This is a genomic window from Qipengyuania sp. SM2512 (assembly GCF_054954005.1).
On the sequence record NZ_CM143134.1, the window covers coordinates 588,260 to 610,599 of the forward strand.

Below are 22,340 nucleotides of genomic sequence, written 5' to 3' on the forward strand. Positions count from 1 at the left end.
CTACGCGAAACTGGAGGCGAGCGATCCCATCAGCAGCGCCCAGCCGTCGACGAGGACGAAGAGCAGCAGCTTGAAGGGGAGCGAGACGATCATCGGGCTCATCATCATCATGCCCAGGCTCATCAGCACGCTGGCGATGACCAGATCGATGACGAGGAACGGCAGGAACAGCATGAAGCCGATCTGGAATGCGGTCTTGAGTTCGCTGGTGACGAAGGCCGGAAGCAGGATCGAGAAGGGCACCTCCTGCGGGCTGGCGAATTGCGGTGCGTCGGCGATATCGGCGAACATCCGCAGATCGTATTCGCGGGTCTGGCGGATCATGAAGGCGTGGAACTGGTCCCCGCCCCGCTCGATCGCGACCTCGGCGCCGATCTCGCCCGCCGAATAAGGAGCGATGGCCGCCTCGTTCACGCGCTCGAGCGTGGGAGCCATGATGAACAGCGAAAGGAACAGGCTGATCCCGATCAGGACCTGATTGGGGGGCGATTGCTGCAGGCCGAGCGCCTGGCGCAGGATCGCCAGCACGATGATGATCCGCGTGAAGCTGGTCATCATCAGCAGCAGCGCCGGCAGGATGGTCAGCAGCCCCATCACCAGCAGCAGCTGGAGCGACAGGCTCAGCGGTTCGCCGCCCGCGCCCGCCATCTGGCCGAAGGCGCGATCGAGCGCACCGGGGACGGCGCCCTCGGTCGCCGCCTGGGCGTTGACCATGACCGGATAGGTCATGGCAGCCAGGGCCGCGCCGTACTTGGCAAACCGGGCGATCATGGGGTCGGCTCCACCAGTGCCGGTGCGGCTTCGCGGACACGCGCCGGGGCCTCCGCCAGCCGGGTCAGCCCATTGCGCGAGGTCGAGACCAGGATCTCGCGACCATGGAACTCGATTACCGCGAGCCGCAAGGTGGGCGACAGCATGGTGGTCTCGATGATCTTGACCGATTTCTCGCCGCCGGCCGGCACGCCGAACTGGCCCTGCAATCGCTTGGCCAGCTTGAGCGTACCCCAGATCATCGCGCAGATGACCGGCAGCAGGATCAGCAGTTTGAGGACATACCAGAACATTACTGCAGGGCTTCCACTTTGGGTTCGGCGATCGCGCTGGAAGAGGCGCCGCTGCTGCCCGAAGCGCCGACGAGTTCGAGCACCCGGATGGCGAAGCGATTACCCTGCGCGACCACTTCGCCGCGCGCGATCATCTTGCCGTTGACCAGAATGTCGAGCGGTTCGTCGGTGAGGCGGTCGAGCTCGATGAAGCTGGACTCGCCCAGCGCCAGCACGTCGCGCAGGCGCATCTGCTTACGGCCGAGTTCCACCGTCAGGCGGACGTCGATGTCCTGGATGAGGCCGAAGCCGTCGGAGTGAAGCGACATGTCAGTGTTCCTTCGAGATGGAGGTTTGCGTCAGTTCGAGCGCCACGCGGTCGTCGATTTCCCCGACGGTTCCGTGGGCGATGATGGTGTTGCCGATCAGCAGCGGCACATTGCGATGCACCGCGACGGGGATCAGCGAGCCGGGCGAAAGCTGCGCCAGCCGGGCGATCGACATCGGCACGTCGACCAGCACCGCGCGCAGCGGCATCTCGACCTCGGCGATCGCGGAGCCCTCGAGCCCCCGCGCGCCGATGGTGCGCCCGGTGGCGGGCGAGACCGCGCGCGAGCCGACGATCTTGGCCAGCATCGCTTCGCTGGCCGCCAGCCGAACCCGCCAGATCCGCTTGCTTCCGGACAGCGTGACCGAGAGCGTGGCGGTCCAGATGCGTTCACCCGCCTCGAACGGCGCGACCTGATCGACCACCGAGCCGCTGGCCGAAGCCGCGATCTCGCGCCGATCGCAGCTGCGCCGCAGGGTCTCAGCGATGCGGTCCTCGAACTGCTGCGCGAAGCGCTCCGCCGAGGCGGGGAGGACTGCATAATACTCCTCGATCTCTCCGGTCCCTCCGAGAATGCGTTCGAACTTGGCGACCAGATCGGCCACCGGCGTGGAGACCAGAATGCCGCAGCGTTCCTGCCCGAGGGCGAAGAAGGAATGGACGTTGCCGGTCGAGACCTGGGTCAGCCAGTCGCTGGCCGGCAGCTGCGCCAGCTCGCCGATCTCACCCCGCAGCGCACGGCAGTCGCACAGCTCGCCCAGCGAGGACTGCGCATGCTCGGCGAACTGCCGGGCGAAGCGTTCGAACTCGTTGGCAAAGTCGGGCGGGGTCGCCGCGCGGCTGAGCAGCTCGTCGCAATGACTGGCAGCCCGCGCCGCCGTTTGAGGAAAGGTGGCGCTGATCATTGGATGATGAGCGAACGGAAATAAACGTTTGCGACCCCGCCGAAGCCTTCGCGCTCCTCGAGCACTTCGTTGATCGCAGCGGTCAGTCGCTTCTGCAATTGCTCTTTGCCCGACACCCCCATCAGCTCGGCTTCCTCGGTCGAAGCCAGTTCGACGAGGACCCGCGAGCGCAGAGCCGTTTCATGCTCGTGCAACCACATCAACACGCGCCCGTCGTGATGGGTCGAGGCGGCGACGCTGATCTGGATCAGCGCGGTACCGCCGGCGAGGTTGGAGGTGAACTCGTCGCTGAAATTGTAATAGGCGGTGCGATACTCGCTGCCCCCCGACCCGTGGACGATCTCGATCTTGTCCTTGTCCGCGCCGTCGGCGGCGAAGGGAAAGGGATCCTCGGTTCCCTTGAGAACGAGCTTGGGCTTGAGGTCCTCCGGCTTTTCGGCGTGCTGGCCGATCATACCGCTGGCGAAGGCGGCATAGGTTCCCCCGCCGCCCGCGCCGAGCAGGACCAGCCCGAACAGCACAGCCTTGATGAGGCCGCCCTTCTTCTTGGGCTTGGGTTGGGTGGGGGATTTGTCGTCCGACATTGAGCAGTCCTATTGGTTCAGAAACAAGGGGTTGGATCAGGCGTAGAGCGCGTCGTCGCCGGGAGATGGGGCAGCGGGACTGCGAGGGTCCTGCCGCGAGGAAGGCAGGCTGCGGTCGCGCTGGTTCTGCGAGGGCTCGCCTTGCGACCCGGCTCCCGAGGAGGTGGCACCCTGCCCCGGCGAACCGGCGCCGCGCTCCGAACCGGTGGCGGTGGCCTGCGAAGCCGGCTGGTGCGATTGCTGCAGCGGCTCGCCCGCGCGCGATGCGGGCCGATCGGCGGCGACGGCCTGCGCCAGGGCGCGCTGCATGTCGTTGTCCTTGGCCGCGATCTCGACATCGAGGCCGTTGCGCGCATTGTCGAATGTGACCGTCAGCGCCCCGAACTCGCGATGCGTCACCGCGATGCTGGCGGGTTTCGCCATGTCGAACTCGCGCGCCACCGAGAGCCGCTCCACCAGCCGCTCGATATTCTCGACCGAGGTCGCGGCGGCGACGGGGGCGGGAGTGCTCGTACGCGCGGCTTCCGACCGGCTAGCTGTCGCGGCTTCGCCAGCGGCTGCCATCGGCAGTGTGGTCGGCGGGGCGGTCGGCTTGCCCGCGTCGGCCGAGACCTGGACAGGTCGCTCGGCCGCGCCGAATTCCTTGTCCGGTGCGGAGACGCGAGCCGACGGGCCGCGCTCCGCCGATGCCGGATTCTGCTCCTGCGGATCCCGGCCGGATTGTTTCATCTCGCCGGATTGCGGCGCAAGCGCCTGGACCAGCTGCTTCTCGACCGGAACGGGCACATCCTGCGGCGTGGCGGCGCGGGGGGCGGCCGGGTCGACCGGCGCGACGGAAACCGTCATGCGGATCTGATCCGCTCGCGGCGCCGCCTGTCCGACGGCGCTTTCCCTGGCCTGAACCTGCGAAAGCTCGCCCTCCGGAGCGCGCCCGGCGACCGGCTCTGCCTGCCCGGGCATTTGCGCCTCGGTATGCGCCTGCCGGAAGGATATGATCGTGGCGGAGGAATTGCCCGCAGCAGCCGAAGCCGGCAGCGGCGATACGATGGTGGGTGCACCCAGCTCGGGCTGGACAGCGGCAAGAGCGGCAAGCGGCTGGCCCTCGACCGGCAAATCCTTGCCGGTCGGCAGATTGCCGGTCTGGCCCTCCGCCGTCTGATCGGCCTCGGCCTGCGCCTTGCCGGCTGCGGGAATGATCTCGATCAGTTGCGCGATGAGCGCCGCAAAGCCATCGGACCCGGCGTTTTCAAGGCCTTGCGCCGCATCGCCCACGCCCGGCAGGGGCTTGGTCTGCGGCCTGTCGATTGCGGCAAGGAAGGAAGGAAGCGCCATCATCGTGAGTCCGTTTGCTGTTCACGGCTCTCTCTTCAAGAACCGTGCCAATCTTGGACTCAGCGCTCCAGATCGGCCACGATCGCGCGCGCCAGGCTTCGGCGATCCTCTTCCGCCCGCCGCATCCGGCGTTCCGCGCTTGCGAGCTCGTCCATCGTCGCGTCGGAGCGCTGCTCCGCCTCTTCGGCGTGGCGTTCGCTCAGCGCGCATAGCTGCTGAAGCTGATCCTGCATCGCCTTCGCTCCGCGCAGATCGGTGCCGGTCATCGCGTCGTCCTGCTGCGCATAATGCCGCGCCAGCGAGCGGGTTCGCTCGGCCACGCCGAAAAGCCGCCGGCGGGTGGCTTCGGCTTCGGACGCGGCGAGCGCCGAACGGCTGCGCTCGACGGTCCGGATCCGTTCGAGCAGCTTGGCCCGCTTGAGCTTGCGCGGGTCAGTTTTCACCGGCGAACAGCCCGCTCATCTGCGCCGCGGCGGTGGGGATATCGACATGGCTCCCGACCTCCTGCGAAAGGAAATCGACCATGCTCGCGTTGAGCGCGATCGCCTCGTCGAGCAGGGCGTCGGTCCCCTTGCGGTAGGCGCCCATCATCACGAGGTCGCGGTTGGCTTCATAGGTCGCGCTCAGCGCGCGGAAACGCCGCGCGGCCTTGGCGTGATCGGGCGCAACGATGTCGTTCATCACCCGGCTGAGCGAAGCGCCGACATCGACCGCTGGATACTGTCCGCGCTGCGCGATCTCGCGCGAGAGCACGATATGCCCGTCGAGGATCGCGCGCGCAGTGTCGACGACCGGATCGTTCTGATCGTCGCCATCGGCAAGCACGGTGTAAACACCGGTAATGGCGCCGCCGGTCTCGCCGGAATTGCCGGCGCGCTCGATCAGCTTGGTGATGGTGGCGAGCGCGGAGGGCGGATAGCCGCGCGCGGCGCCGGGTTCGCCCAGCAGAATGCCGATTTCGCGCGCGGCATGCGCGACGCGGGTGAGGCTGTCGAGGATCAGCAGTACGCGCTTGCCCTGGCCGCGCAGATGCTCCGCCAGCGAAGTCGCCAGCAGCGCGCCGCGCATCCGCAGATTGGCGGCGTGGTCGGCCGGAACCGCGACGATCGCGGTGGTCGCGGCGCGGGGGCCCGACATGTGGCGGCCGACGAAATCCGAAACCTCGCGGGCGCGTTCGCCGATCAGACCGACCACCACGGCATCCGCGCGGGCGCCCTCGACGATCATGTCCATCAGCACCGATTTGCCGACCCCCGAGCCCGCCATGATCCCGATCCGCTGGCCCACGCCGAAAGTGGTCAGCGCGTTGAGCGAACGGATGCCGCTGTCGAAAGGCTCGGTCACGCGCGAACGATCGAGCGCGCTTACGCGGTGGCCGCCCGCGGGCCAGGCGGTGGTCGATCCCACCGGGCCACGCCCGTCGATCGGGCTGCCGGAACCATCCACGGCTCGGCCGAGGAATTCCTCCCCGACGTAGAGCATGCCCGGCTGCCCTTCGGGCCGCACGAGCGCGCCGGGGCGCAGCAGGACGGTATCGCCGAGCATCATCATCATGGTGTGACCATTGCGGAAGCCGATGGTCTCGGCGCGGTGTTCGGTGCCGTTGCCCTGCGCGATCCGGCACAGGCTGCCGATCGGCACGCCCAGCCCCGAGACCTCGATCAGCCCGCCGTCGCAGGCGACCACCCGCCCGAAGCGGCGCGGGGCGAGATCGAGCGGAGCCATTGCGGCCTCGGTCAGGACATTGTCGATCAGGGCGAGCATGAATCGAACGCCTCGGCGATAGCGCGGCGCCATTGCTGGGGGCCGTCCTCGACCCCGCCATCGTCGGTCTCGACGCGAAGGCCGCCGCGTTCGATGGTCGCATCGGGCAGCAGTTCGAGCTCGGGGGAGACGCTGCCGCGCACCAGCGCGAGGTCTTCGGGGTGGATATGAATGATCCGCTGGTCGTGCTTGCGCTGGAGCATGGCCGCCGCCAGTTCGATCCTGCGTGCCAGCGCATCGCCATCGAGCGCGAGCGGCAGCACCGCATCGTCGCACAGTGCATGGACGGTGGCGCGCAAGGTCTCGCGCAGGGCCTGCGCGCTCTCCAAGTCGAAGCGGGCGAAGGCGAGTTCGATCGCCGCGCGTTCGGCGCGTTCGCGAACGAGCAGCGCCTCGGCGTCGGCCTTGGCCGAGATCTGACCGTCCTCGAAACCGCTGCGATAGGCCTCGGCCACCGCGTCGACCGGTGCGGGCGTCGCCATCGGCTCGACCACCGCGCGCGCGTAGCGGTTGCTCGGGGTGAAGCCGCCGGGCTTGCCGAGCGCCGAATAGGATATCCTAGACATAATCCTCGTCGCCATCGCCCATGATGATCTCGCCATCGGCCATCAGCCGCTTGGCGATTGCCACCACGTCCTTCTGCGCCTGTTCGACATCGGATTTCTTCACCCGGCCGCGGCCCTCGATATCGTCGCGCAGCCCGTCTGCCGCGCGCGAAGACATAGCGCCGAAGAACTGTTCGCGCTGCTCGGCTTCGATGCCCTTGAGCGCCAGGATCAGCGTGTCGTTCTCGATCTCGCGCAGCAGCACGCCGGTCATCTTCACATCGAGCGCGAACAGATGCTCGAACTTGAACATCTCGTTCTCGAGTTCCTTGGCGAGCTTCTTGTCGACTTTCCCGATCGAGGGGATCACGCGCTTCTCGACGCTGCGGTGCGAGCGGTTGATGATCTCCGCGGCCTGCTTGATGCCGCCCATGGTGAGCGGAATCGAGCCATGAAGCTTTTCGATCTTGGCGTTGAGCGTCTGCTCGAGGATGGTAATCGCCTGGCGCGAAACGGGTCCGAGCCGCGCGACCCGGTGGAGCACCGGGGTGTGCAGATGCTCTGGCAGAACCGCCAATGCCGCAGCCGCGACTTCCGTGTCGAGCTGGAGGAGCAGAACTGCGATCGCCTGCGGGTGTTCGTCGGCGAGGATTTCGCCGATGATCTGCGGATCGAGCCAGCGCAGCAGGCCCAGCGCCGGCTGGCCCTCGCCTTCCGCATCGGGCGCGATCTGCCGCATCAGGTTCTCGGTTTTGACCTCGCCGACCGCCCCTTCGAGCATCCGCCGGACGCTGGCCACGCGGCCATGATCGCCGATGCCATTGCCTTCGGTCGAGCGGGAGAAGCCCGAGATGGCGTCGATGATCGACTGCGGCTGGACCTCGCCAATGCCGCACATCGTGCCGGCCAGCTGGCGCAGCTCGTCCGGGGTCAACTGCGAAAGGATTTTTGAGGCATCCTCCTCGGCGAGCAGCATCACCATGATGGCCGCCTTGTCGGTGCCACCCAGCGGCAGGGGTGTACTCATGCTGCTTCTCCCGCCAGTCTGGCATCTTCGGCGAGCAGTCGCCGCAGCGCGAGCACCGCGTCATCGGGATTTTCGCGCGCGATCCGCTGGGCGAGTTCGATCTGGCTGTCGAGCGCTTCGCGGTCGTAGGAAACCAACGCCTGCGAGGAACCTGCCAGCGCCTGCGCGCCTTCCCCGGTGTCGGCCTCATCGCTGTTCCCGCCGGGCCCACGTAGCGCCTTGATCGCCGGTCTGACAGCCAGGAGCAGGACGAGCAGGACCGCGAGGATGGCGACGCCGTTGCGCACCGCCATGCCGAACCAGCTGGTCTCGTAGAAGGGTATGCCCTCGGCCTCGACCTTTTCGAATGCGCGCATCACCACGGTGACCTGGTCGCCGCGATCCACCCTTGCGCCGACCGCGGCCGAAACCAGTTCCTTGACCTTGGCGATGTCGGCGGCGCTTGCCTTGGCCAGCGCGGCCTGATCGATCGCGACCGCGACCGAGAGATATTTGATCGAACCCGGGGTGAGGTTGGAAACCGAAACTTCGCGGCCCATTTCGTAGACGCGGGTCGCGCTGCTTTCGCCGATGCCGTTGGGTTCGCCCGGTGCAGCATCTTCGGGTGCACCGGGACGCGCTTCGGGGTCGGCCGGTGGCGTGTTCGCGAGCACACCGGGAATACCTCCTGCCTGCATCGCGACGTTTTGCGACTGCTGCGTGGTTTCGCGCCGGACCGAGCCGTCCTTGTCGTATACCTCGCGGGCCGAGGTGACCTCGTCCATGTTGAGTTCGACCTGCACCTGCGAGGAGAAAGCATTGGCACCGAACATCGGCGCAAGCAGTTGATCGACCTGCGCGTTGAGCTTGGCCTCCATCTGCGCCTGCAGATCGAGCCGGCCGCTGTTGGGGTCGCGGGCTTGGGTCAGCAATTTGCCGTGCTGGTCGACGACCTTGACCGCATCGATCGCCAGACCCGAAACCGAGCCGGCGACAAGATTGGTGATCGCGGCGACCTGGCTGTCGGCAAGCTGGCGCCCGGATGCCATCCGCACCATGATCGAGGCGGAGGGGGCGACATCGTCGCGCACGAAGACCGATCGTTCGGCTTTGGCGATATGGACGCGGACCGCCTCGACCCCGTCGATCTCCATGATGGTAAGCACCAGTTCGCGCTCCTGCGCGGCGCGCAGGCGATCGCCCTCGAGCGTGCGGCTGGCGCCCATCGGCAGATTGTCGATCAGGTCGGTTCCGCTCGCAGGCGCCGCCAGCGAGCCATCGGCGGCGACCAGCATACGGGCGCGGTAGACATCGTCCTCGTTGACGGTGAGCGTGCCCGAACCATTGTCGATCTTGTAAGGGATTCCCGCCTGATCGAGCGAAGCGACCACGCCCGCCCGTCCGGAATCGTCGAGCGAGGAATAGAGCACGCGCTGCGGTGCGGGCGAGAGGGTGGCCCAGGTCAGCGCCAGCAGGCCGAGGCCCGCCGTACCCGCGAACCACGGCAGCATCTTGCGCACCGAGGGTTGCGCCGCGAAGGCCCGTCCTCGTTCGGCGAAACTACCCGATCCGCTTGTCAGCGTCGCGAGCGCGCCGCCGCCGGTGGGCGCGGTGGGAACGAGTCCGGTCATGGCTTAGATGCCCATCCGCATGGTTTCCTGGTACGCGGACAACAGCTTGTTGCGCACCTGGAGGGTTGCCTCGAAGGCGACGCCGGCTTCCTGCCGGGCCAGCATCACCTTGGCGATATCGGTCACTTCGCCGCGCTCGTAAGCCTCGGTGATCCCGCTGGCGCGCGCCTGCGTCGCATTGACGTTGTCGAGCGCGTCGCGCAGCGAATTGCCGAAGTCTGCCCGCTGCGGCGCCGCGCCTTCTACCGGCGACGCCGGTTTGGCTTCGTGCAGTTCCTGCAGGACTTTCGAACGATCGATGATCTGCTGGCGCAGCGCGATGATCTGGTCGATCGATCCGCCTCCGCCCATGCTGCCTACGGGGTTCATCGTGTGCCTCCCACTGCAATGCCGGCTTCACGGAAGGAAGCCAGACGATAACGCAAGGTTCTCTCGCTGATGCCGAGCGCGCGGGCCGCATTGGCGCGGTGCCCGCCGACCGAATCCAGCGTCTCCATAATCGCGCGCGCCTCGGACAGCTTGACGATCTTGGACAGTTTGGCAGGCGCTTCCTCGGCAACCGTCTCGCTCGCCGCTGGTGCGGTCGGCGCCACTGCGCGTGCGGTCATGTCGAAGATGATGTGCTGCGGCCCGATCACGGCTTCGCCCTGCGAAAGCAGCAACGCGCGCCGCATCACGTTCTCGAGCTCGCGGACATTGCCGGGCCATGGATAGCTGCGCAGCGTGGCAAGCGCCGCCTCGTCGATCCACGGCACGCGGTCGCCCTTGGCCGAATGGCGCATGAGCATGGTGAAGGCGAGCGGCGCGATATCGGCCTGGCGCTCGCGCAGCGGCAGCATCGCGATCGGAAAGACATTGAGGCGATAGTAAAGGTCGGCGCGGAAGCGGCCCTCGGCCACCTCGAGCGGCAGGTCGCGGTTGGCGCAGGCGATGATCCGGACATCGACCTTGATCGGCCGGGTCGCGCCGATGGGCACCACCTCGCCCTCCTGCAGTGTACGCAGCAGCTTCGCCTGAAGCGAGAGCGGCATTTCGGCGATCTCGTCGAGCAGCAGAGTGCCGCCATCGGCCGCGCGGAAGAAGCCCTCGGCTGCGGCGCTGGCGCCGGTGAAGGAACCCTTCTCGTGCCCGAACAGCATGGCTTCGAGCATCGCCTCCGGGATCGCGGCACAGTTGAGTGCGATGAACGGCTTGTCGCGGCGGTCGCTGCGGCGATGGATGAAATTGGAGAGGACTTCCTTGCCGGTGCCCGTCGGACCGTTGATGAGCACCGGGATGTCGGTCCGCGCAAGCCGGTCGGCCAGCGCGATCACGGACAGCGAAGCGGGGTCGGCCGCGACCGGACCATGTCCGGCGTAGATCATCGCGACGAGCGCCGCGATGCTGCTCTCGGCGATCGGATCCTGATAGGTAAGCGCGCCGCCGGTTCCGGCGAATGCGAATTCGGCCATCTCGCCACGAGCGAGCGTAATGGTACGGGCGTCGCGGTTCGCTGCCGGCTCCTCGGCATCGGCCAGGGTCACCGGTCGATCCATGAAGAGCGACGACGCAATTCCCGCCAGCCGTGACTCGATCGTCGAGTGCCGCCTCGTAAAATTCGTGGTCTTCGTAATCCCGTCCATCACCGCCCCCTGGTGGCATGTCTTACCGACGGACGTTGAAATGCACCCGGGACGTCGAACAAATGGATAAATTTAGACCCCGTAGAATTACGGATATGGTTAACGGAACCCTGCGGCCGGAACGCTTTTTCCCTTAATTCCTGCTCGATCCGGTCGGTCTGGGTATCGGCTGCCGCATCCTGACCAGGGGCAGTGATCGTAGACCAAGAGGGATATCTGTCATGAACGTCATCAATACCAACATCGGGGCACTGAAGGCCTCCAACGCTTCGAACGCTGCCGGCAAGTCGCTTGCCACCGCCATGGAACGCCTGTCGACCGGCAAGCGCATCAACTCCGCCAAGGACGACGCCGCCGGCCTCGCCATCGCCACCTCGATGACCTCGCAGATCAAGGGCATGAACCAGGGCATCCGCAACGCCAACGACGGCATCTCGCTCGCTCAGACAACTGAAGGCGCCCTCGAAGAAGTTACCAACATGCTTCAGCGCATGAGAGAGATTTCCACTCAGGCCGCATCTGGCACCTACGGCACAACTGACCGCACAAACCTGCAGACAGAGATGACCGAATTGCAATCTCAGATCAAATCGATCGTTGATACTACTCAGTTTAACGGCGTTAACGTCTTCGGAGCTGCAGGCGCAGGGAAGACCACCACGATCCAGACCGGCGCCAATGGAACGGATAAAGTCGATATCGTCGTGGGCGACATTAGCGCCCTTAGCGCCCTTGCAATCACCGTGGCTGGTGATGGTACGCAGGCTAATGGCGCTCTCGCGACTATTGATGGTCACCTCGGCACGGTTAACACAGTTCGAGCTGGTCTCGGCGCCTCCCAAAATCGCCTCGAGTCAGTTGTCAACAACCTCGGCAACAACATCACCAACCTCTCCGACGCGCGTTCGCGGATCGAAGACACCGATTATTCGGCCGAAACGACCGCTCTCGCCAAGTCGCAGATCCTCAGCCAGGCTTCCAGCGCGATGCTGGCACAGGCCAACCAGAGCCAGCAGAACGTTCTTTCGCTGCTTCGTTAATTTCGAGACAGCAATCGAACCCGGCAAGGTCCGTCGTCCCCCTGGGGCGGCGGGCCTTTCCTTTTGATGTTGGGCTTGCAGCATCAACCCTCAGCGCCGGCCTGCCCTTCCGCTTGCTCGACCAAGCCTGCCGGTTTAGCCTAAGCGCCAAGCACAAGAGTGCCGTCGAGCCCGGCTCGGCGATTGGCTGACGGAGCGGGAGCGACAGGCTTGCCTTTGACGATCGAGTCTGCCCGGCCGTGAACCGGCAGCCAATGTCCATGGTCGCCGCAAGACCGACCGCTCACCAGGAATGGAAACGCGGCGGCTCGGTCGTGGCGAGCGCGCATGTCGGGATGGCCACCGGGGCCGGCCTCTATTTCTACACCTCCAGCCTGTTCGTGATCCCGCTATCGGAACAATACGGCTGGAGCCGCGGCGATATCGCCATGGCCGCCGCGCTCGGCCTGCTCGGCTCGATAACCGCGCCGCTGATCGGCCGCTTGACGGACCGCTTCGGCGCCAGGATCATCGCTGCGGTCAGCTTCTTGCTGATTGCCGCGGTGTTCGCCGCCATGTCGCAGATGCCGGGACCCTATTTCCATTTCGTCCTGCTCTCGGCGCTGTTCGGGATCGTCGCCCCGGGTGCCACGGGCATGACCTTTTCCCGCGCGGTGACCGGCTGGTTCGAACGCGCGCGCGGGCAGGCGCTGGGCATCATGGCGGCGGGCGCCTCGATCGGCGCGCTGCTGTTCACTCCGCTGATCGCCCATATGATCTGGCAATATGGGCCCGAGGGCGGGTTGCTCACCCTCGCGGCACTGGCCGCCTTCCTGGGCGCGCCGGTTGTCCTGCTCGGACTCAGGGACAGGGTTACCGAAAGCGAGGTGCCCGAGGCTAATCTAGCCGAAGAACGCAGCTCGGGCTCGCTCGGCGCGCTTGCCGTGATCGAACGATCCCCGCCGGCTGACCGGGCGAAGATCTGGGCCTCGCTGCGCAGTCGCAGTTTCATGGCGCTCGCTCTGGCGGTCTTCGCCACCAACATCCCGACCGCCGGTATCCTGACCCAGCTCGAGCCACTTTTGCGGCACAACGGCATCGGCCAAACGGCGCCAATGATCGCGATGTACTCTGCAGTCGTGCTGGTGGCGCGCATCGGGATCGGCTGGCTGTTCGATCGCACCGATGCCCGCCATGTGTCGGCAGTCGTCACCATGGCAGCCGCCGCCGGGTGCCTGATGTTCTATTCGGGCGCGCCGGAATGGATGGTGCTCTTGGCGATCGTCTGCGTCGGACTGATGCAAGGCCTGGAACTCGACGCGATCGGCTACTTCGTCGGTCGCCATTTCGATCGCGACGAGTTCGGCCTGATGTTTGGCGTGCTGCTGACGATTTCGCTCCTCGGCACAGCGCTGGGCGTGGTCGGCTTCGGGATGCTCTACGACGCGACGCTGTCTTACGATCTGGCTCTGAGCCTGGCCGCAGCGGGGCTTGCGTTGGCGCTGGTGGCCTACCTCTCGGTCCCGCGCGAGGCGGAATAGAGAGATAGGCACCGAGCCGAGACGTTGGCTAGAAGTCGTTCCAGTCGGCGGCCTCCGCACGCAGCGCGCCGCTTCCATTGGCTCTCGCCATTGCTGCCACCGGCAATGGTTTCACGGGCGAGACATAGCCGTTGGATCGGTTTGCGGGCTTTTCGGCGACCCTTGCGACCCGCTTCGCAGGTCCGTTCTCGAGCTGGAAATGACCTGCCTTCTCGGCCAGAGATTCGACTTCGGTGTTGAGATTGCGTGCGGCGGCGGAGGTTTCCTCCACCATAGCGGCATTCTGCTGCGTCGACTGGTCCATCTGACTGATCGCCGCGCTGATCTGGGTGATCGCCGAAGCCTGCGCCTGATTGTCCGTGGCCATGGTCCCCAGCAATTCGTGAACCTCCCCGACCCCTGCGGAAATATCGACCAAAGCACCATCGACCTTTTGCACGGCTTCGACCGCGGTAACGATGTCGCCCTGGGTGACGGTGAGCTGATCGCGCGCCTTTTGCGCCTCTTCTTCGGCGCGCATTGCCAGGGCGGAAACGAGATCGGCCACTACCGCAAAACCCCGGCCGGCATCGCCGGCACGCCCGGCCTCGACGGCGGCATTCATCGCCAGAACGCGGGTCTGAAACGCGATCTTGTCGACGCCTTCGATGACCTCGTCGATCCCCTTGGCGCTCGCCCGCACCCGGCTCATCGCTTCCACCGCGCCATCTGCCGTGGTCCGACCGCTGCTGACAGTCGAGATCGCCTGGTCGGCGCGCGATACGGTCCGGCTCGCCGCTTCCGCAGTCGCCTTGATACGCCCGTCGATCTGCGTCAGGGCGGCGGAGGTTTCTTCCAGGCTTGCTGCATTGCTCTCGGTGCGGCGCGCGAGGTCTTCGGACGCCTGGGCAATCTCGCCCGAGCCGGAACGAAGCGAATCGGCGCTTTCCATGACGGCACCGATCAGATCGCGAAGCCCGGAAACCGCCGAGTTGAAATTGGACTTCACCTGGTCGTAAGCGCCAGTGAACTGCGCAGTGATCTGATAAGAAAGATCGCCCTTCGCCAGGTTCCCAAGACCTTCCGACAAGGTTTCGACCACTAGGTTCTGCTCGGCTTCAGTCCGAGCCTTTTCGGCTTCGGCGGCGGCCTGAGCGCGAGCATTATCCCGAAACACGAGGACCGCGCGCGCCATCTTGCCGATTTCGTCCTGGCGATCCACATCGGGGATCTCCATGCTGTTATCGCCCTGAGCAAGCTTGTCCATGAGCGCGGTCATGCCGATGATCGGATCGGTAACTTGTCGGCGCACCAACATGAATACGGCTCCGAAAATCGTCGCCAGACCTACTGCTGCCACGATCCACAAGGTCCAGATCGCCATCTCTGCTTCGGCGTCGGTTGCTGCCGCGCCTGTTGCGAGATCCTGCTCCTGCCGCTCGACGATGGCAGTCAGTGCAGAGTCGATCACGGAAAATGCTTTGGATGCGGGATGCTGGATGACGTCTTCGGCTTCCTCCCGCTGACCTGCCATCCAGAGCGCCGGAACCGTATCCGTGGCGCGATAATAGTCAGCAAGGCCGCTCTCAACATTAGCCAAGAGATCCTGTTCCTCGCCCTGCATGAACGGACGAAGTTCATTCAAACGTGCCTCCAATTCACGTCGTTCTCCGGCAATCTGCTCAAGCATATTGCGAAAATCTGGAACGTCGTTCTCTGCAGCAACCGCGTACCATATCTGGTGCATCCGGCTCTTATTCTCGTTCGCCTCCGCAGCCAGTCGCATGCTAGCCGCATCCTGCTCCACCAGAACGCGCGAACGTTCCGTGGTCGACGACAGCTCGAACGCGCCAAATCCGGCGATGAACAGGGATAAGATCGCGAGCAGCGCCAATCCTGCCATGATTTTCTGCGCAATTCGCATGTTGTTGAAAGCAGCCATTCCGGTTCTCCGTGAACTTAGTCAGCCGCACCCGCTGGTTGGGTTGGCGCGACGAAGGGTGTCGCAGCATTATAGAAGGAACTTCACGACAGCGGATCGTGCCCGGAATTAACTCGATCCGAGAGCTTCCGACACCGATAGCTCCGATGCAATAACCCATGGAAATATGGCTTAAGCTGCCCGAATTCGGGTCCACCGTTCTATAATCGACGAGTACTTTTCATTTATCGTCGGAGAATACAGCAATGCATCGCTCAGTGATCCGTAGCGCATTCATGCGCCGCTCTTTGCTCCTCGCAGCCGCCACAACCTTGGTTCCCGCCCCCGCTGCGGCCCAAACAGCCTCCAAGGACGGGTTCGAGGTCTCGGGCAGCTTCCGCGTCCGTGGCGACGCCCTCGACGGCCAGTTCCGCCCCGGCAAGGCCGAGGATGATGCGATATTGATGCTGCGCACGACGCTGTTGGCGAGCTACACCGCCGATCCGGTCACCTTCGTCGCGGAGCTGTTCGACGCCCGCGTCTACGGCCAGGATCCGACCACTCCGATCGGGACCGGCGAAGTGAATGCTCTCGAACCGCTTCAGGCCTATGTCGGATTGAACCTCGGCGCGATCGTCGGTTCCGGTTTTGTCGGCGACATCAAGGCCGGAAGGCTAACGATGGATATCGGTTCCAGCCGTCTCATCGGGCGTTCCGGGGATGCCAACTTTCCGACCGCATATACCGGCGCGTCAGTCGACCTGACGGCGCCGGGTGAAAACCGCTTCCAGATATTCTGGACGATGCCGAACACCCGGTTGCCCAAAGACACGGCTTCGCTCCAGAACAATGAAGTCGAGTTCGACCGTTCGACCAGCGACATCCAGTTTCAGGCGCGACCGCTTCCGCCAAGGGCGCTGCCTCCGGATCTGCCCGACCGATTTCGATCAGCGAGTCAGGTGCGACGAAATCGAAGCATTCGCTGATCTCACTTTTCTCGATCGAGCCGGGAACCGAGATGTTCCAGACGAAATAGCTGTTTTCCGGATCCACATCGCTGAGGCAAGGAAGCGCCGAGCTATCGACATCGACAACCCGGCCCCCAAGACGTTCCAGCTCGCGAATGACGAGCAGCGGTTCGCCGCCATTGGCCAAGGCATCGCGCGAAGGTCCGAAGCGGATCGCCCAATCGCTCTGCGTCTCCTGCAAAGCGTCGAGATCGTCCAGCGCAACCGTCACGGGTTCGAAACCGAAGGGATCGAACTCCTCGACTGCGGCGGCAACCGGCGTGAAGCCGAACTCGTCGGCTTCGGCCCCTGGGGCATCTACCGCAGGAGCTTCTGCTGCAGGGGCTTCTGCAGCAGGCACCGAAGGCGACAAGCCACCACCTGAAGCACCGTCGGCGCTCGCCCCGCCTGTGGCGAGAATTGCGTCGAGCGTCGCCAGCATCGCATCATCGGCAGGGGGATCGGACTGTTCTTGCGCCGCTGCGACATGGTCCGAAAGGATATCGAAGGCGCTCAGCATATCCTTCACTACCCCGGCGCTGGCCGGGATGCGTTCGGCCCGAACCTCGTCGAGCACGTTCTCGAAGCGGTGCGAGAATGCCAGCAATGCCGCGTGGCCGAATGCACCCGATCCGCCTTTGATCGAATGAACGGCGCGAAAGACGCTCGCGATGGTTTCAGCCGAAGTGTCGCCATCGGCCATGGCCGACAGCCCGGCTTCCGCAGCGGTCAGTCCCTCGACGCATTCTTCGAAGAAGATGGCCTGGATCTCGTCGAACTCGTCGCTCACGGGCACACCTTCCGGATTGCCGCGCCAAGCTTGCTGGCGTCGAACGGCTTGGTGATCCAGCCGGTCGCACCGGCGGTGCGCGCGCGGGTTTTCTTTTCTTCGGAAAACTCGGTGGAGAGCACCAGGATGGGTGTGCCGCGGAATTCGGAAACGGCGCGCACCGCCTCGATCAACTCGAAACCGTCCATCTTGGGCATGTTGATGTCGGTGATGAGGAGGTCGGGCTTGACCTCGTGCATTCGCTCCAGCCCGTGAACGCCATCGTTGGCGCTTTCGATGGCGAACCCTTGCGCGGTAAGCGACGCCTTGAGGAGCATTCGCATGCTCGCAGAATCATCGACGGTGAGGATCAACTTATTCACGAATGGTCCTTTCCGGTTTCGGGGCCCAGCATTCTGGCGAGCCCGCAACCGACCACTCTCTCGACAAAAGCGGGGCTGGGGTTGGTGATTTCGAATTCGAGCGACTGGCGTTCCGCTTCGGCATGCGCGGCCAGAAGGAGCTGCAGCACGCATTGGCCGACGCTCTCCACTTGCGACGCATCGATATGCATTTGTTCGTCGAGATCGGCGGCAAGAACCAGCCGCACCTTCAAATCCTCCGCGGCCATCGTGTTGCCGTGGACGGGAAGGCGCAGTGAGCGGTCTTCGGCGGGATCAGATGCGGACGGTAAGATCATCTTTGGCCTCGTCGAGTGCAGCTTCGAGCTGCTGGAAGGATGGGGCGTGGACCGTGGGCGTCATGCGCCGCGCGATCTCGATCGCGACCTGTACGGGCACGTTCTGGGCGTAGGCGACGATCGCGGTCTTCGCGATGGCGAAGGGCTTGCCGTCATCCTCGATGATGGCGAGCAGCTTGGTAGCCAGCGGCGCGACGACGCAATAGGACAGCAGCACGCCCAGGAAGGTACCCACGAGCGCGCCGCCGATCATCGCGCCGAGGATTTCGGTCGGCTGATCGATCGACGCCATGGTCTTTATGACGCCCAGAACGGCGGCGACGATGCCGAGCGCAGGCAGCCCGTCAGCCATGATCTGGAGCGCATGCTGGGCTGCCATCTCCTCATGGTGATGCTTCTCGATATCCGCTTCCATGGCGGCTTCGAGCTGGTGCGGATCCTCGAAGTTGACGGTCATCATCCGCAGATAGTCGGCGATGAACTCCACCAGGTGATGATCGGCGAGCAAATGGGGATAGCGCGAGAAAATCGGGCTTTCTGCCGGCTGGTCGAGATGGGACTCGATCGCGGTAGCACCGCCGTTCCTGAAGGTTGTGAGCAGGGCGAACAGCAGCGTCAGCAGGTCGCGAAAGTCGCCGTCTTTCCAGCGCGACCCCTTGAAGGCGCGCTTGATACCTCTGCCGGCGTTCTTGACCGTGGCCATCGAATTGCCGACGATGAAAGCACCGGCAGCCGCACCGCCGATTGCCATGAACTCGTGCGGCAGCGCATGGAGAATGATCTCCATCTTGCCGCCAGCGAGCATGAAGCTGCCGAAGACGCAGCCGACAATAATGAGAAAGCCGATACCGTTGATCATAATCTTTCCAGCCCTTGATCGGGACAGTAGGATTATAGGATGGAATGCGAGCATCCGGCGCAAGCAGCGCTCTTTTCCGCTGGCACTTCATGCAAATCGTTCAGGACCAACGACCGCCTGAGCCGGAACACCCCTTGATTGTCTAGAATAGGAGAAACGACAGGAGCCATTGCATGTCACTTGCCAATTATCAGCGCGTGCAAACGATCGCCGAATCGCCGCGCAACACCGAGTTTCGACTGGTGAGCCAGATCACCGGCGATATCATCGCAGCCCGGGATGCAGGTCTCAAAGGGGCCGACCTCGTGTCCACGCTTCACCGCAATCGCGAGATGTGGAGCGCCTTCAGCACCGCCTGCGGAACGACGGGCAACGCCCTGCCGAGTGAATTGCGGGCCGGCATCATTTCGCTCGCGCTTTGGGTCGACCGCTTCACCAGCGAAGTGATTACCGGTCGCGAGCAGATCGACGAACTCATCGCCGTCAACCGGATGATCCTTGAGGGCCTTGCGCCGGAAAAGGCAGCCGCCTAATCCGCCTACCGGCATAGCTATTCACTATTTTGTTCGCTTGCGAACCGCAGCCCCGCCGGATCGGGGCTGCGATGGGCACGGCGTCAGTGTGCCCCGCCTTCAGCTTCACCTCGATCCGCGCCCCTCGCCCGAGGCGCATTCCGCCTAGCTGGCGAAAAACGACCAGATCTGCTGGACGGACAGGACCACGAACAAGAGCGCAGCCGCGCTCAGTACCGTATTCGACAGCCAGCCATTGCGGTCGGCGGACCGCACGCGGCTGGAGTTCAGCAGCAGCAACAGGGTGACTGCCAGAAACGGCATGAAAAAGGCGCCGACCACTCCGTAGATGATGACCAGGAGGAAGGGCTCCTCGAAGAACAGCAGCGTCATGGGCGGGAAGGTGAGCCACAGTAAGAAAGCGCGGAAGGGCCATTCGCGTTCGGGCCGCTCGCTGCGCTCGCTCCGTCCGCGAACATGCTCGACGAAATCGGAAAAAAGCAGGCTGACGCCATGCCATACGCCGAACAGCGACGACATCGCAGTGGCGGCAAAACCCAGAAGAAACGCGATCGCCACCGGACGCCCGAACCGGGCCGCCAGCACGTCGGTAAGGTTGAGCAACCCCCGGTCACCCGCAGCCAGAGCGATCTGCGCGCTGTGCAGGAGCTCGGCCCCCACGATCAGCATCGAGACGACGAAAATTCCCGTCACCGTGTAGGCGGTGTAATTGTCCAGCCGCATCATCGGGATCCACGACGGACCGTGCCACCCCTTGGTGTTGACCCAATAGCCGTAGGCGGCGGTGGTGATCGTCCCGCCAACGCCGCCGATCAGGCCCAGCGTGAAGAAGATCGAGCCTTCGGGCAGCGACGGGACGAGCCCCCCGACCACATCGCCGAGGCCGGGTGCGACCAGGATGGCCAGCCCGGTCATCACCACGAACATGATCGCGACCAGCACCTTCATCACCCGCTCGAAGGTCTCGTAGCGATTGAGCGCGACGAATAGGAAGCTCGTAACCCCGGCGAGAACCGCCCACGCCGGAAGCGGCAGAATAGGGAACAGGGCAGCGAGCGGCAGTGCGGTCGCGCTCATTGCCGTCGCGCCGTAGATGAAGCCCCAGACGAGGATGTAGATGCCGAAATACCAGCTCGTCCATGCTCCCAGAGAGCGCCACCCCTCGAAGATCGTCGTCTCGGTCGAGAGGTGATAGCGCGCGGCGCCTTCGGACAGAGCGATCTTCACTACGCATCCCAGCACTGCGGCCCAGAGCAAGGCATAGCCGAAGCGTGAGCCGGCGATGAGAGTGGCGACAAGGTCCCCAGCCCCCACTCCGGTCGCGGCAGCCACAATGCCCGGACCGATGAGCTTCCAGCGCGCAGAACGCGGCGGGAGCGCGGTTGCCGGTTCGTCCGGCAATTCGGCGCGCGCCTCGCGCAAGCGTCGCTCTGTCGGGGGCATGGTGCAATCTCCGAAGGGGAAGCATCGCGCTTAAACCGGGTGAGCTTCAAACGGCAAGTCGCCGTTGGGGCGATCGCAGCCTGCTGGCTTGTCGGGGTTCACGGTCGCTCCGCTGCGTTGCGTTTCATCAAGTGTCACGAGAGGCCCAGTGGATACCTACCGCAAAGGATATGTGCTCCGCCGCCGGATCAAAATCTCTTCGAAAAGCCAAGGATCCGCAAATAGCACCCGCGGTGCTGGACTATACCGCATGCAATCGACCCGCCGATCTCCCGGAGCTGTCCGCTTTCGGATCGCCGCTGAATCAGTCGCTCCGGGCGCCGGAATTGGGATTGCCGCCGGGCTTGATCTCTTCGTCGCCGAGTTGCTGCGGCCCGTGATAGCCCATCACTGACTGGCCGCCGTGTCCGGTTCGCCCGTTTCCAAACTCGTCCTTTTCTCTCTTTGACGTGCCTGCTTCTCGCGCGCGCGATTTGTCAGCCCCGCTCGCCGCCTCCTCGCCTTGCGTGTTTACCCCGTCGGGCGCTCCCTTGAGTCCGTCGTGGGGCATCCCCGGAGTTGGTCTCTTCGACTTTGTCATCGCACAAATCCTTTTTCTCAAACCCAGTGAAGCAAACACCCGCTCTCGGCCCCGCCAAACCGCGGGCGGCTTTCGCTTGGACATGCCGCAGCAGGTGTGCCGCGGTCATGAAGGACAACCCGCGCAGCGCGCCTAAGGTTTCTCGAGGAAGTACGAATTGCAGCTCCGCAGAGGGGGAACATTCCCGGGGGCCGATGCGTCCGTTGAGCATGCCGCGAGCACTCAATCCAGCCGAGATCTTCGAGCGGGCTGCCGAAGAAGGCAAGCGGCGTCTCGACCAAGGACTCTTGGCGCTTTTGGCCACCGGCTTCATTGCAGGCTTTACCATTGTCTTCGGCAGCGCCGCTCAGGCACTGATCCATTCGGCGGCGCAGCCGCACTTCGGCGAATTTGCTTCCGTACTGGGGGCGCTCGGTTTCGCGGTTGGAGTGGTGTTCCTGATAGTTGGCCGCGCCGAACTCTTCAGCGAGAATTTCTTCGATCCGATCGCCACCGCTTTCGAGGGACGAGAGCGCCGCGTTTTCCGGCGCCTGTTGCGGCTGTGGGCACTCACCCTGGCGCTCAACATCGCTGGCGGAGCTCTCCTCGTTCTCATCTTCTCGGTAGATGGCGCGCTGCATGAGGGTGCGCGAGAATCGATAGTCGCGCTCGCCGAGGAACTGGCGAACCGCGCCCCGCTAGCCACCTTTGTTCGCTCCATCGTAGGCGGAGCGCTGGTTGCGCTGCTCTCATTTCTCGTCGTCGCCGCGCAGGGTTCGGGGGCGCGTGCAATGATGGCATTCGCCGTTGGATTCATGCTGGCGCTCGGACCTTTCGAGCACGTGGTGGTCTCGATGCTGCATATCCTGTTCGGCCTTTTCATCGGCGCTGATCTGGCGGTCCATCATCTCGCAAAGATCGGAGCGATCTCGCTCGTCGGCAATCTGGTGGGTGGGATTGGATTGGTGACCCTGTCCCACGCCGCGCAGGCGCTGGGGGAGCAGGACAGCTAGTCCCGCTCGCCAGATGCCGAGCATGTCGGCAGTCCACCCTCACGCACGGGCAGCATTCCAGCTTCCAATTTTGGCCCCATTGGCTGGTTCCGGTCAGAACGCGTGCACTTCTCCGGAGCGAATGGCGCAGCTTGTGCCCAGATTTGATCATGGGCCTTGTTCATGGGGTTTGTTCATGGGGTTTGTTCATGGGGTTTGTTCATAGGACTCGAGCCTCTGCTTCTCCCCACCGGGTGA

The 22,340-nt window shown here is 64.5% G+C and carries 24 protein-coding genes and 1 pseudogene; 5 read left to right on the top strand and 20 right to left on the bottom strand.

Going from position 1 to position 22,340, the window contains the following annotated elements; genetic code table 11:
* The 13 genes from fliP to ACQ5J0_RS03060 are packed head-to-tail and all read right to left on the bottom strand — an operon-like array spanning position 1 to position 10,760.
* Entirely contained in the window at positions 1-771 is a 771-nt protein-coding gene (fliP, locus tag ACQ5J0_RS03000) for a flagellar type III secretion system pore protein FliP (protein ID WP_462569042.1), read from the bottom strand.
* On the bottom strand, positions 768-1,064 hold the full coding sequence (locus ACQ5J0_RS03005; RefSeq protein ID WP_462569043.1) for a flagellar biosynthetic protein FliO: 297 nt from the start codon (positions 1,062-1,064) through the stop codon (positions 768-770). The genes fliP and ACQ5J0_RS03005 overlap by 4 nt, the downstream gene beginning before the upstream one ends.
* A complete protein-coding gene (gene fliN, locus ACQ5J0_RS03010; protein WP_462569044.1) occupies positions 1,064-1,372 on the bottom strand; it encodes a flagellar motor switch protein FliN in 309 nt (102 codons plus the stop codon). Before fliN ends, ACQ5J0_RS03005 begins: the two co-directional genes overlap by 1 nt.
* Position 1,373: 1 nt before the next feature.
* The gene (locus ACQ5J0_RS03015; protein ID WP_462569045.1) at positions 1,374-2,276 is read right to left on the bottom strand and encodes a FliM/FliN family flagellar motor C-terminal domain-containing protein; all 903 of its coding nucleotides are present in this window, start codon (positions 2,274-2,276) and stop codon (positions 1,374-1,376) included.
* A complete protein-coding gene (locus ACQ5J0_RS03020) occupies positions 2,273-2,860 on the bottom strand; it encodes a flagellar basal body-associated FliL family protein (RefSeq protein ID WP_462569046.1) in 588 nt (195 codons plus the stop codon). Before ACQ5J0_RS03020 ends, ACQ5J0_RS03015 begins: the two co-directional genes overlap by 4 nt.
* 36 nt (positions 2,861-2,896) lie before the next feature.
* Positions 2,897-4,195, bottom strand: coding sequence for a hypothetical protein (locus tag ACQ5J0_RS03025; protein ID WP_462569047.1), 1,299 nt, complete (start codon positions 4,193-4,195; stop codon positions 2,897-2,899).
* Between the two features lie 56 nt (positions 4,196-4,251).
* Positions 4,252-4,635, bottom strand: coding sequence for a hypothetical protein (locus tag ACQ5J0_RS03030; protein WP_462569048.1), 384 nt, complete (start codon positions 4,633-4,635; stop codon positions 4,252-4,254).
* Positions 4,625-5,956 (bottom strand): FliI/YscN family ATPase, encoded by a 1,332-nt coding sequence (locus ACQ5J0_RS03035; RefSeq protein ID WP_462569049.1) that lies wholly within the window; start codon positions 5,954-5,956, stop codon positions 4,625-4,627. The genes ACQ5J0_RS03030 and ACQ5J0_RS03035 overlap by 11 nt, the downstream gene beginning before the upstream one ends.
* Entirely contained in the window at positions 5,944-6,522 is a 579-nt protein-coding gene (locus ACQ5J0_RS03040) for a FliH/SctL family protein (RefSeq protein WP_462569050.1), read from the bottom strand. Before ACQ5J0_RS03040 ends, ACQ5J0_RS03035 begins: the two co-directional genes overlap by 13 nt.
* On the bottom strand, positions 6,515-7,528 hold the full coding sequence (gene fliG, locus ACQ5J0_RS03045; protein WP_462569051.1) for a flagellar motor switch protein FliG: 1,014 nt from the start codon (positions 7,526-7,528) through the stop codon (positions 6,515-6,517). Before fliG ends, ACQ5J0_RS03040 begins: the two co-directional genes overlap by 8 nt.
* Positions 7,525-9,138 (bottom strand): flagellar basal-body MS-ring/collar protein FliF, encoded by a 1,614-nt coding sequence (fliF, locus tag ACQ5J0_RS03050; protein WP_462569052.1) that lies wholly within the window; start codon positions 9,136-9,138, stop codon positions 7,525-7,527. The genes fliG and fliF overlap by 4 nt, the downstream gene beginning before the upstream one ends.
* A gap of 3 nt (positions 9,139-9,141) precedes the next feature.
* Positions 9,142-9,507: a flagellar hook-basal body complex protein FliE gene (fliE, locus tag ACQ5J0_RS03055; protein WP_462569053.1), complete on the bottom strand. Its 366-nt coding sequence runs from the start codon at positions 9,505-9,507 to the stop codon at positions 9,142-9,144.
* Positions 9,504-10,760 (bottom strand): sigma-54 interaction domain-containing protein, encoded by a 1,257-nt coding sequence (locus ACQ5J0_RS03060; RefSeq protein ID WP_462569054.1) that lies wholly within the window; start codon positions 10,758-10,760, stop codon positions 9,504-9,506. The genes fliE and ACQ5J0_RS03060 overlap by 4 nt, the downstream gene beginning before the upstream one ends.
* Before the next feature lie 221 nt (positions 10,761-10,981).
* Here ACQ5J0_RS03060 and ACQ5J0_RS03065 point away from each other — a divergent pair, with 221 nt between their 5' ends.
* Both ACQ5J0_RS03065 and ACQ5J0_RS03070 read left to right on the top strand, forming a co-directional pair.
* Positions 10,982-11,800 carry a flagellin N-terminal helical domain-containing protein gene (locus ACQ5J0_RS03065; protein WP_462569055.1) on the top strand — a complete coding sequence of 273 codons (819 nt, stop codon included), beginning with the start codon at positions 10,982-10,984 and terminating at the stop codon, positions 11,798-11,800.
* 254 nt (positions 11,801-12,054) lie between these two features.
* Entirely contained in the window at positions 12,055-13,320 is a 1,266-nt protein-coding gene (locus tag ACQ5J0_RS03070) for an MFS transporter (protein WP_462569056.1), read from the top strand.
* A 28-nt stretch (positions 13,321-13,348) separates the two neighbouring features.
* Here ACQ5J0_RS03070 and ACQ5J0_RS03075 read toward each other — a convergent pair whose 3' ends face one another.
* Positions 13,349-15,241, bottom strand: a complete 1,893-nt coding sequence (locus ACQ5J0_RS03075; protein WP_462569057.1) for a methyl-accepting chemotaxis protein — start codon at positions 15,239-15,241, stop codon at positions 13,349-13,351.
* 275 nt (positions 15,242-15,516) lie between these two features.
* On the opposite strand from ACQ5J0_RS03075, the gene ACQ5J0_RS03080 reads away from it, so the two are divergent.
* Complete coding sequence (locus tag ACQ5J0_RS03080; RefSeq protein ID WP_462570047.1) at positions 15,517-16,206, top strand: alginate export family protein; 690 nt, start codon at positions 15,517-15,519, stop codon at positions 16,204-16,206.
* A gap of 589 nt (positions 16,207-16,795) precedes the next feature.
* Here the strand turns inward: ACQ5J0_RS03080 and ACQ5J0_RS03085 are convergent.
* The 4 genes and pseudogenes from ACQ5J0_RS03085 to motA form a co-directional block, all read right to left on the bottom strand.
* Positions 16,796-17,023, bottom strand: a pseudogene (locus ACQ5J0_RS03085) (Hpt domain-containing protein); the annotation flags it as partial.
* Positions 17,014-17,379 (bottom strand): response regulator, encoded by a 366-nt coding sequence (locus ACQ5J0_RS03090; protein ID WP_462569058.1) that lies wholly within the window; start codon positions 17,377-17,379, stop codon positions 17,014-17,016. The pseudogene ACQ5J0_RS03085 and the gene ACQ5J0_RS03090, both read right to left, overlap by 10 nt.
* A complete protein-coding gene (locus ACQ5J0_RS03095; RefSeq protein WP_462569059.1) occupies positions 17,376-17,696 on the bottom strand; it encodes an STAS domain-containing protein in 321 nt (106 codons plus the stop codon). Before ACQ5J0_RS03095 ends, ACQ5J0_RS03090 begins: the two co-directional genes overlap by 4 nt.
* Positions 17,674-18,555 carry a flagellar motor stator protein MotA gene (gene motA / locus ACQ5J0_RS03100; protein ID WP_462569061.1) on the bottom strand — a complete coding sequence of 294 codons (882 nt, stop codon included), beginning with the start codon at positions 18,553-18,555 and terminating at the stop codon, positions 17,674-17,676. The genes ACQ5J0_RS03095 and motA overlap by 23 nt, the downstream gene beginning before the upstream one ends.
* 173 nt (positions 18,556-18,728) lie before the next feature.
* Here motA and ACQ5J0_RS03105 point away from each other — a divergent pair, with 173 nt between their 5' ends.
* Positions 18,729-19,088 (top strand): flagellar biosynthesis regulator FlaF, encoded by a 360-nt coding sequence (locus ACQ5J0_RS03105; protein ID WP_462569062.1) that lies wholly within the window; start codon positions 18,729-18,731, stop codon positions 19,086-19,088.
* A gap of 144 nt (positions 19,089-19,232) precedes the next feature.
* On the opposite strand, the gene ACQ5J0_RS03110 is transcribed toward ACQ5J0_RS03105, so the two are convergent.
* Together ACQ5J0_RS03110 and ACQ5J0_RS03115 are read right to left on the bottom strand one after the other, a co-directional pair.
* A complete protein-coding gene (locus tag ACQ5J0_RS03110; protein ID WP_462569064.1) occupies positions 19,233-20,531 on the bottom strand; it encodes an Nramp family divalent metal transporter in 1,299 nt (432 codons plus the stop codon).
* Positions 20,532-20,835: 304 nt separating this feature from the next.
* Positions 20,836-21,111 (bottom strand): hypothetical protein, encoded by a 276-nt coding sequence (locus ACQ5J0_RS03115; protein ID WP_462569065.1) that lies wholly within the window; start codon positions 21,109-21,111, stop codon positions 20,836-20,838.
* 107 nt (positions 21,112-21,218) lie between these two features.
* On the opposite strand from ACQ5J0_RS03115, the gene ACQ5J0_RS03120 reads away from it, so the two are divergent.
* A complete protein-coding gene (locus ACQ5J0_RS03120; protein WP_462569066.1) occupies positions 21,219-22,103 on the top strand; it encodes a formate/nitrite transporter family protein in 885 nt (294 codons plus the stop codon).
* The last annotated feature ends 237 nt before the right edge of the window (positions 22,104-22,340 follow it).

Bases quoted from the DNA above. Each gene is read 5' to 3' on its own strand.
- ACQ5J0_RS03095 (WP_462569059.1), bottom strand. From the start codon at position 17,696: ATGATCTTACCGTCCGCATCTGATCCCGCCGAAGACCGCTCACTGCGC.
- ACQ5J0_RS03025 (WP_462569047.1), bottom strand. From the start codon at position 4,195: ATGATGGCGCTTCCTTCCTTCCTTGCCGCAATCGACAGGCCGCAGACC.
- ACQ5J0_RS03040 (WP_462569050.1), bottom strand. From the start codon at position 6,522: ATGTCTAGGATATCCTATTCGGCGCTCGGCAAGCCCGGCGGCTTCACC.
- fliG (WP_462569051.1), bottom strand. From the start codon at position 7,528: ATGAGTACACCCCTGCCGCTGGGTGGCACCGACAAGGCGGCCATCATG.
- ACQ5J0_RS03005 (WP_462569043.1), bottom strand. From the start codon at position 1,064: ATGTTCTGGTATGTCCTCAAACTGCTGATCCTGCTGCCGGTCATCTGC.
- fliF (WP_462569052.1), bottom strand. From the start codon at position 9,138: ATGACCGGACTCGTTCCCACCGCGCCCACCGGCGGCGGCGCGCTCGCG.
- ACQ5J0_RS03065 (WP_462569055.1), top strand. From the start codon at position 10,982: ATGAACGTCATCAATACCAACATCGGGGCACTGAAGGCCTCCAACGCT.
- ACQ5J0_RS03115 (WP_462569065.1), bottom strand. From the start codon at position 21,111: ATGACAAAGTCGAAGAGACCAACTCCGGGGATGCCCCACGACGGACTC.
- ACQ5J0_RS03120 (WP_462569066.1), top strand. From the start codon at position 21,219: ATGAAGGACAACCCGCGCAGCGCGCCTAAGGTTTCTCGAGGAAGTACG.
- ACQ5J0_RS03020 (WP_462569046.1), bottom strand. From the start codon at position 2,860: ATGTCGGACGACAAATCCCCCACCCAACCCAAGCCCAAGAAGAAGGGC.
- ACQ5J0_RS03015 (WP_462569045.1), bottom strand. From the start codon at position 2,276: ATGATCAGCGCCACCTTTCCTCAAACGGCGGCGCGGGCTGCCAGTCAT.
- fliE (WP_462569053.1), bottom strand. From the start codon at position 9,507: ATGAACCCCGTAGGCAGCATGGGCGGAGGCGGATCGATCGACCAGATC.
- ACQ5J0_RS03105 (WP_462569062.1), top strand. From the start codon at position 18,729: ATGTCACTTGCCAATTATCAGCGCGTGCAAACGATCGCCGAATCGCCG.
- ACQ5J0_RS03075 (WP_462569057.1), bottom strand. From the start codon at position 15,241: ATGGCTGCTTTCAACAACATGCGAATTGCGCAGAAAATCATGGCAGGA.
- fliP (WP_462569042.1), bottom strand. From the start codon at position 771: ATGATCGCCCGGTTTGCCAAGTACGGCGCGGCCCTGGCTGCCATGACC.
- ACQ5J0_RS03070 (WP_462569056.1), top strand. From the start codon at position 12,055: ATGTCCATGGTCGCCGCAAGACCGACCGCTCACCAGGAATGGAAACGC.
- ACQ5J0_RS03080 (WP_462570047.1), top strand. From the start codon at position 15,517: ATGCGCCGCTCTTTGCTCCTCGCAGCCGCCACAACCTTGGTTCCCGCC.
- fliN (WP_462569044.1), bottom strand. From the start codon at position 1,372: ATGTCGCTTCACTCCGACGGCTTCGGCCTCATCCAGGACATCGACGTC.
- ACQ5J0_RS03110 (WP_462569064.1), bottom strand. From the start codon at position 20,531: ATGCCCCCGACAGAGCGACGCTTGCGCGAGGCGCGCGCCGAATTGCCG.
- ACQ5J0_RS03035 (WP_462569049.1), bottom strand. From the start codon at position 5,956: ATGCTCGCCCTGATCGACAATGTCCTGACCGAGGCCGCAATGGCTCCG.
- ACQ5J0_RS03060 (WP_462569054.1), bottom strand. From the start codon at position 10,760: ATGGACGGGATTACGAAGACCACGAATTTTACGAGGCGGCACTCGACG.
- motA (WP_462569061.1), bottom strand. From the start codon at position 18,555: ATGATCAACGGTATCGGCTTTCTCATTATTGTCGGCTGCGTCTTCGGC.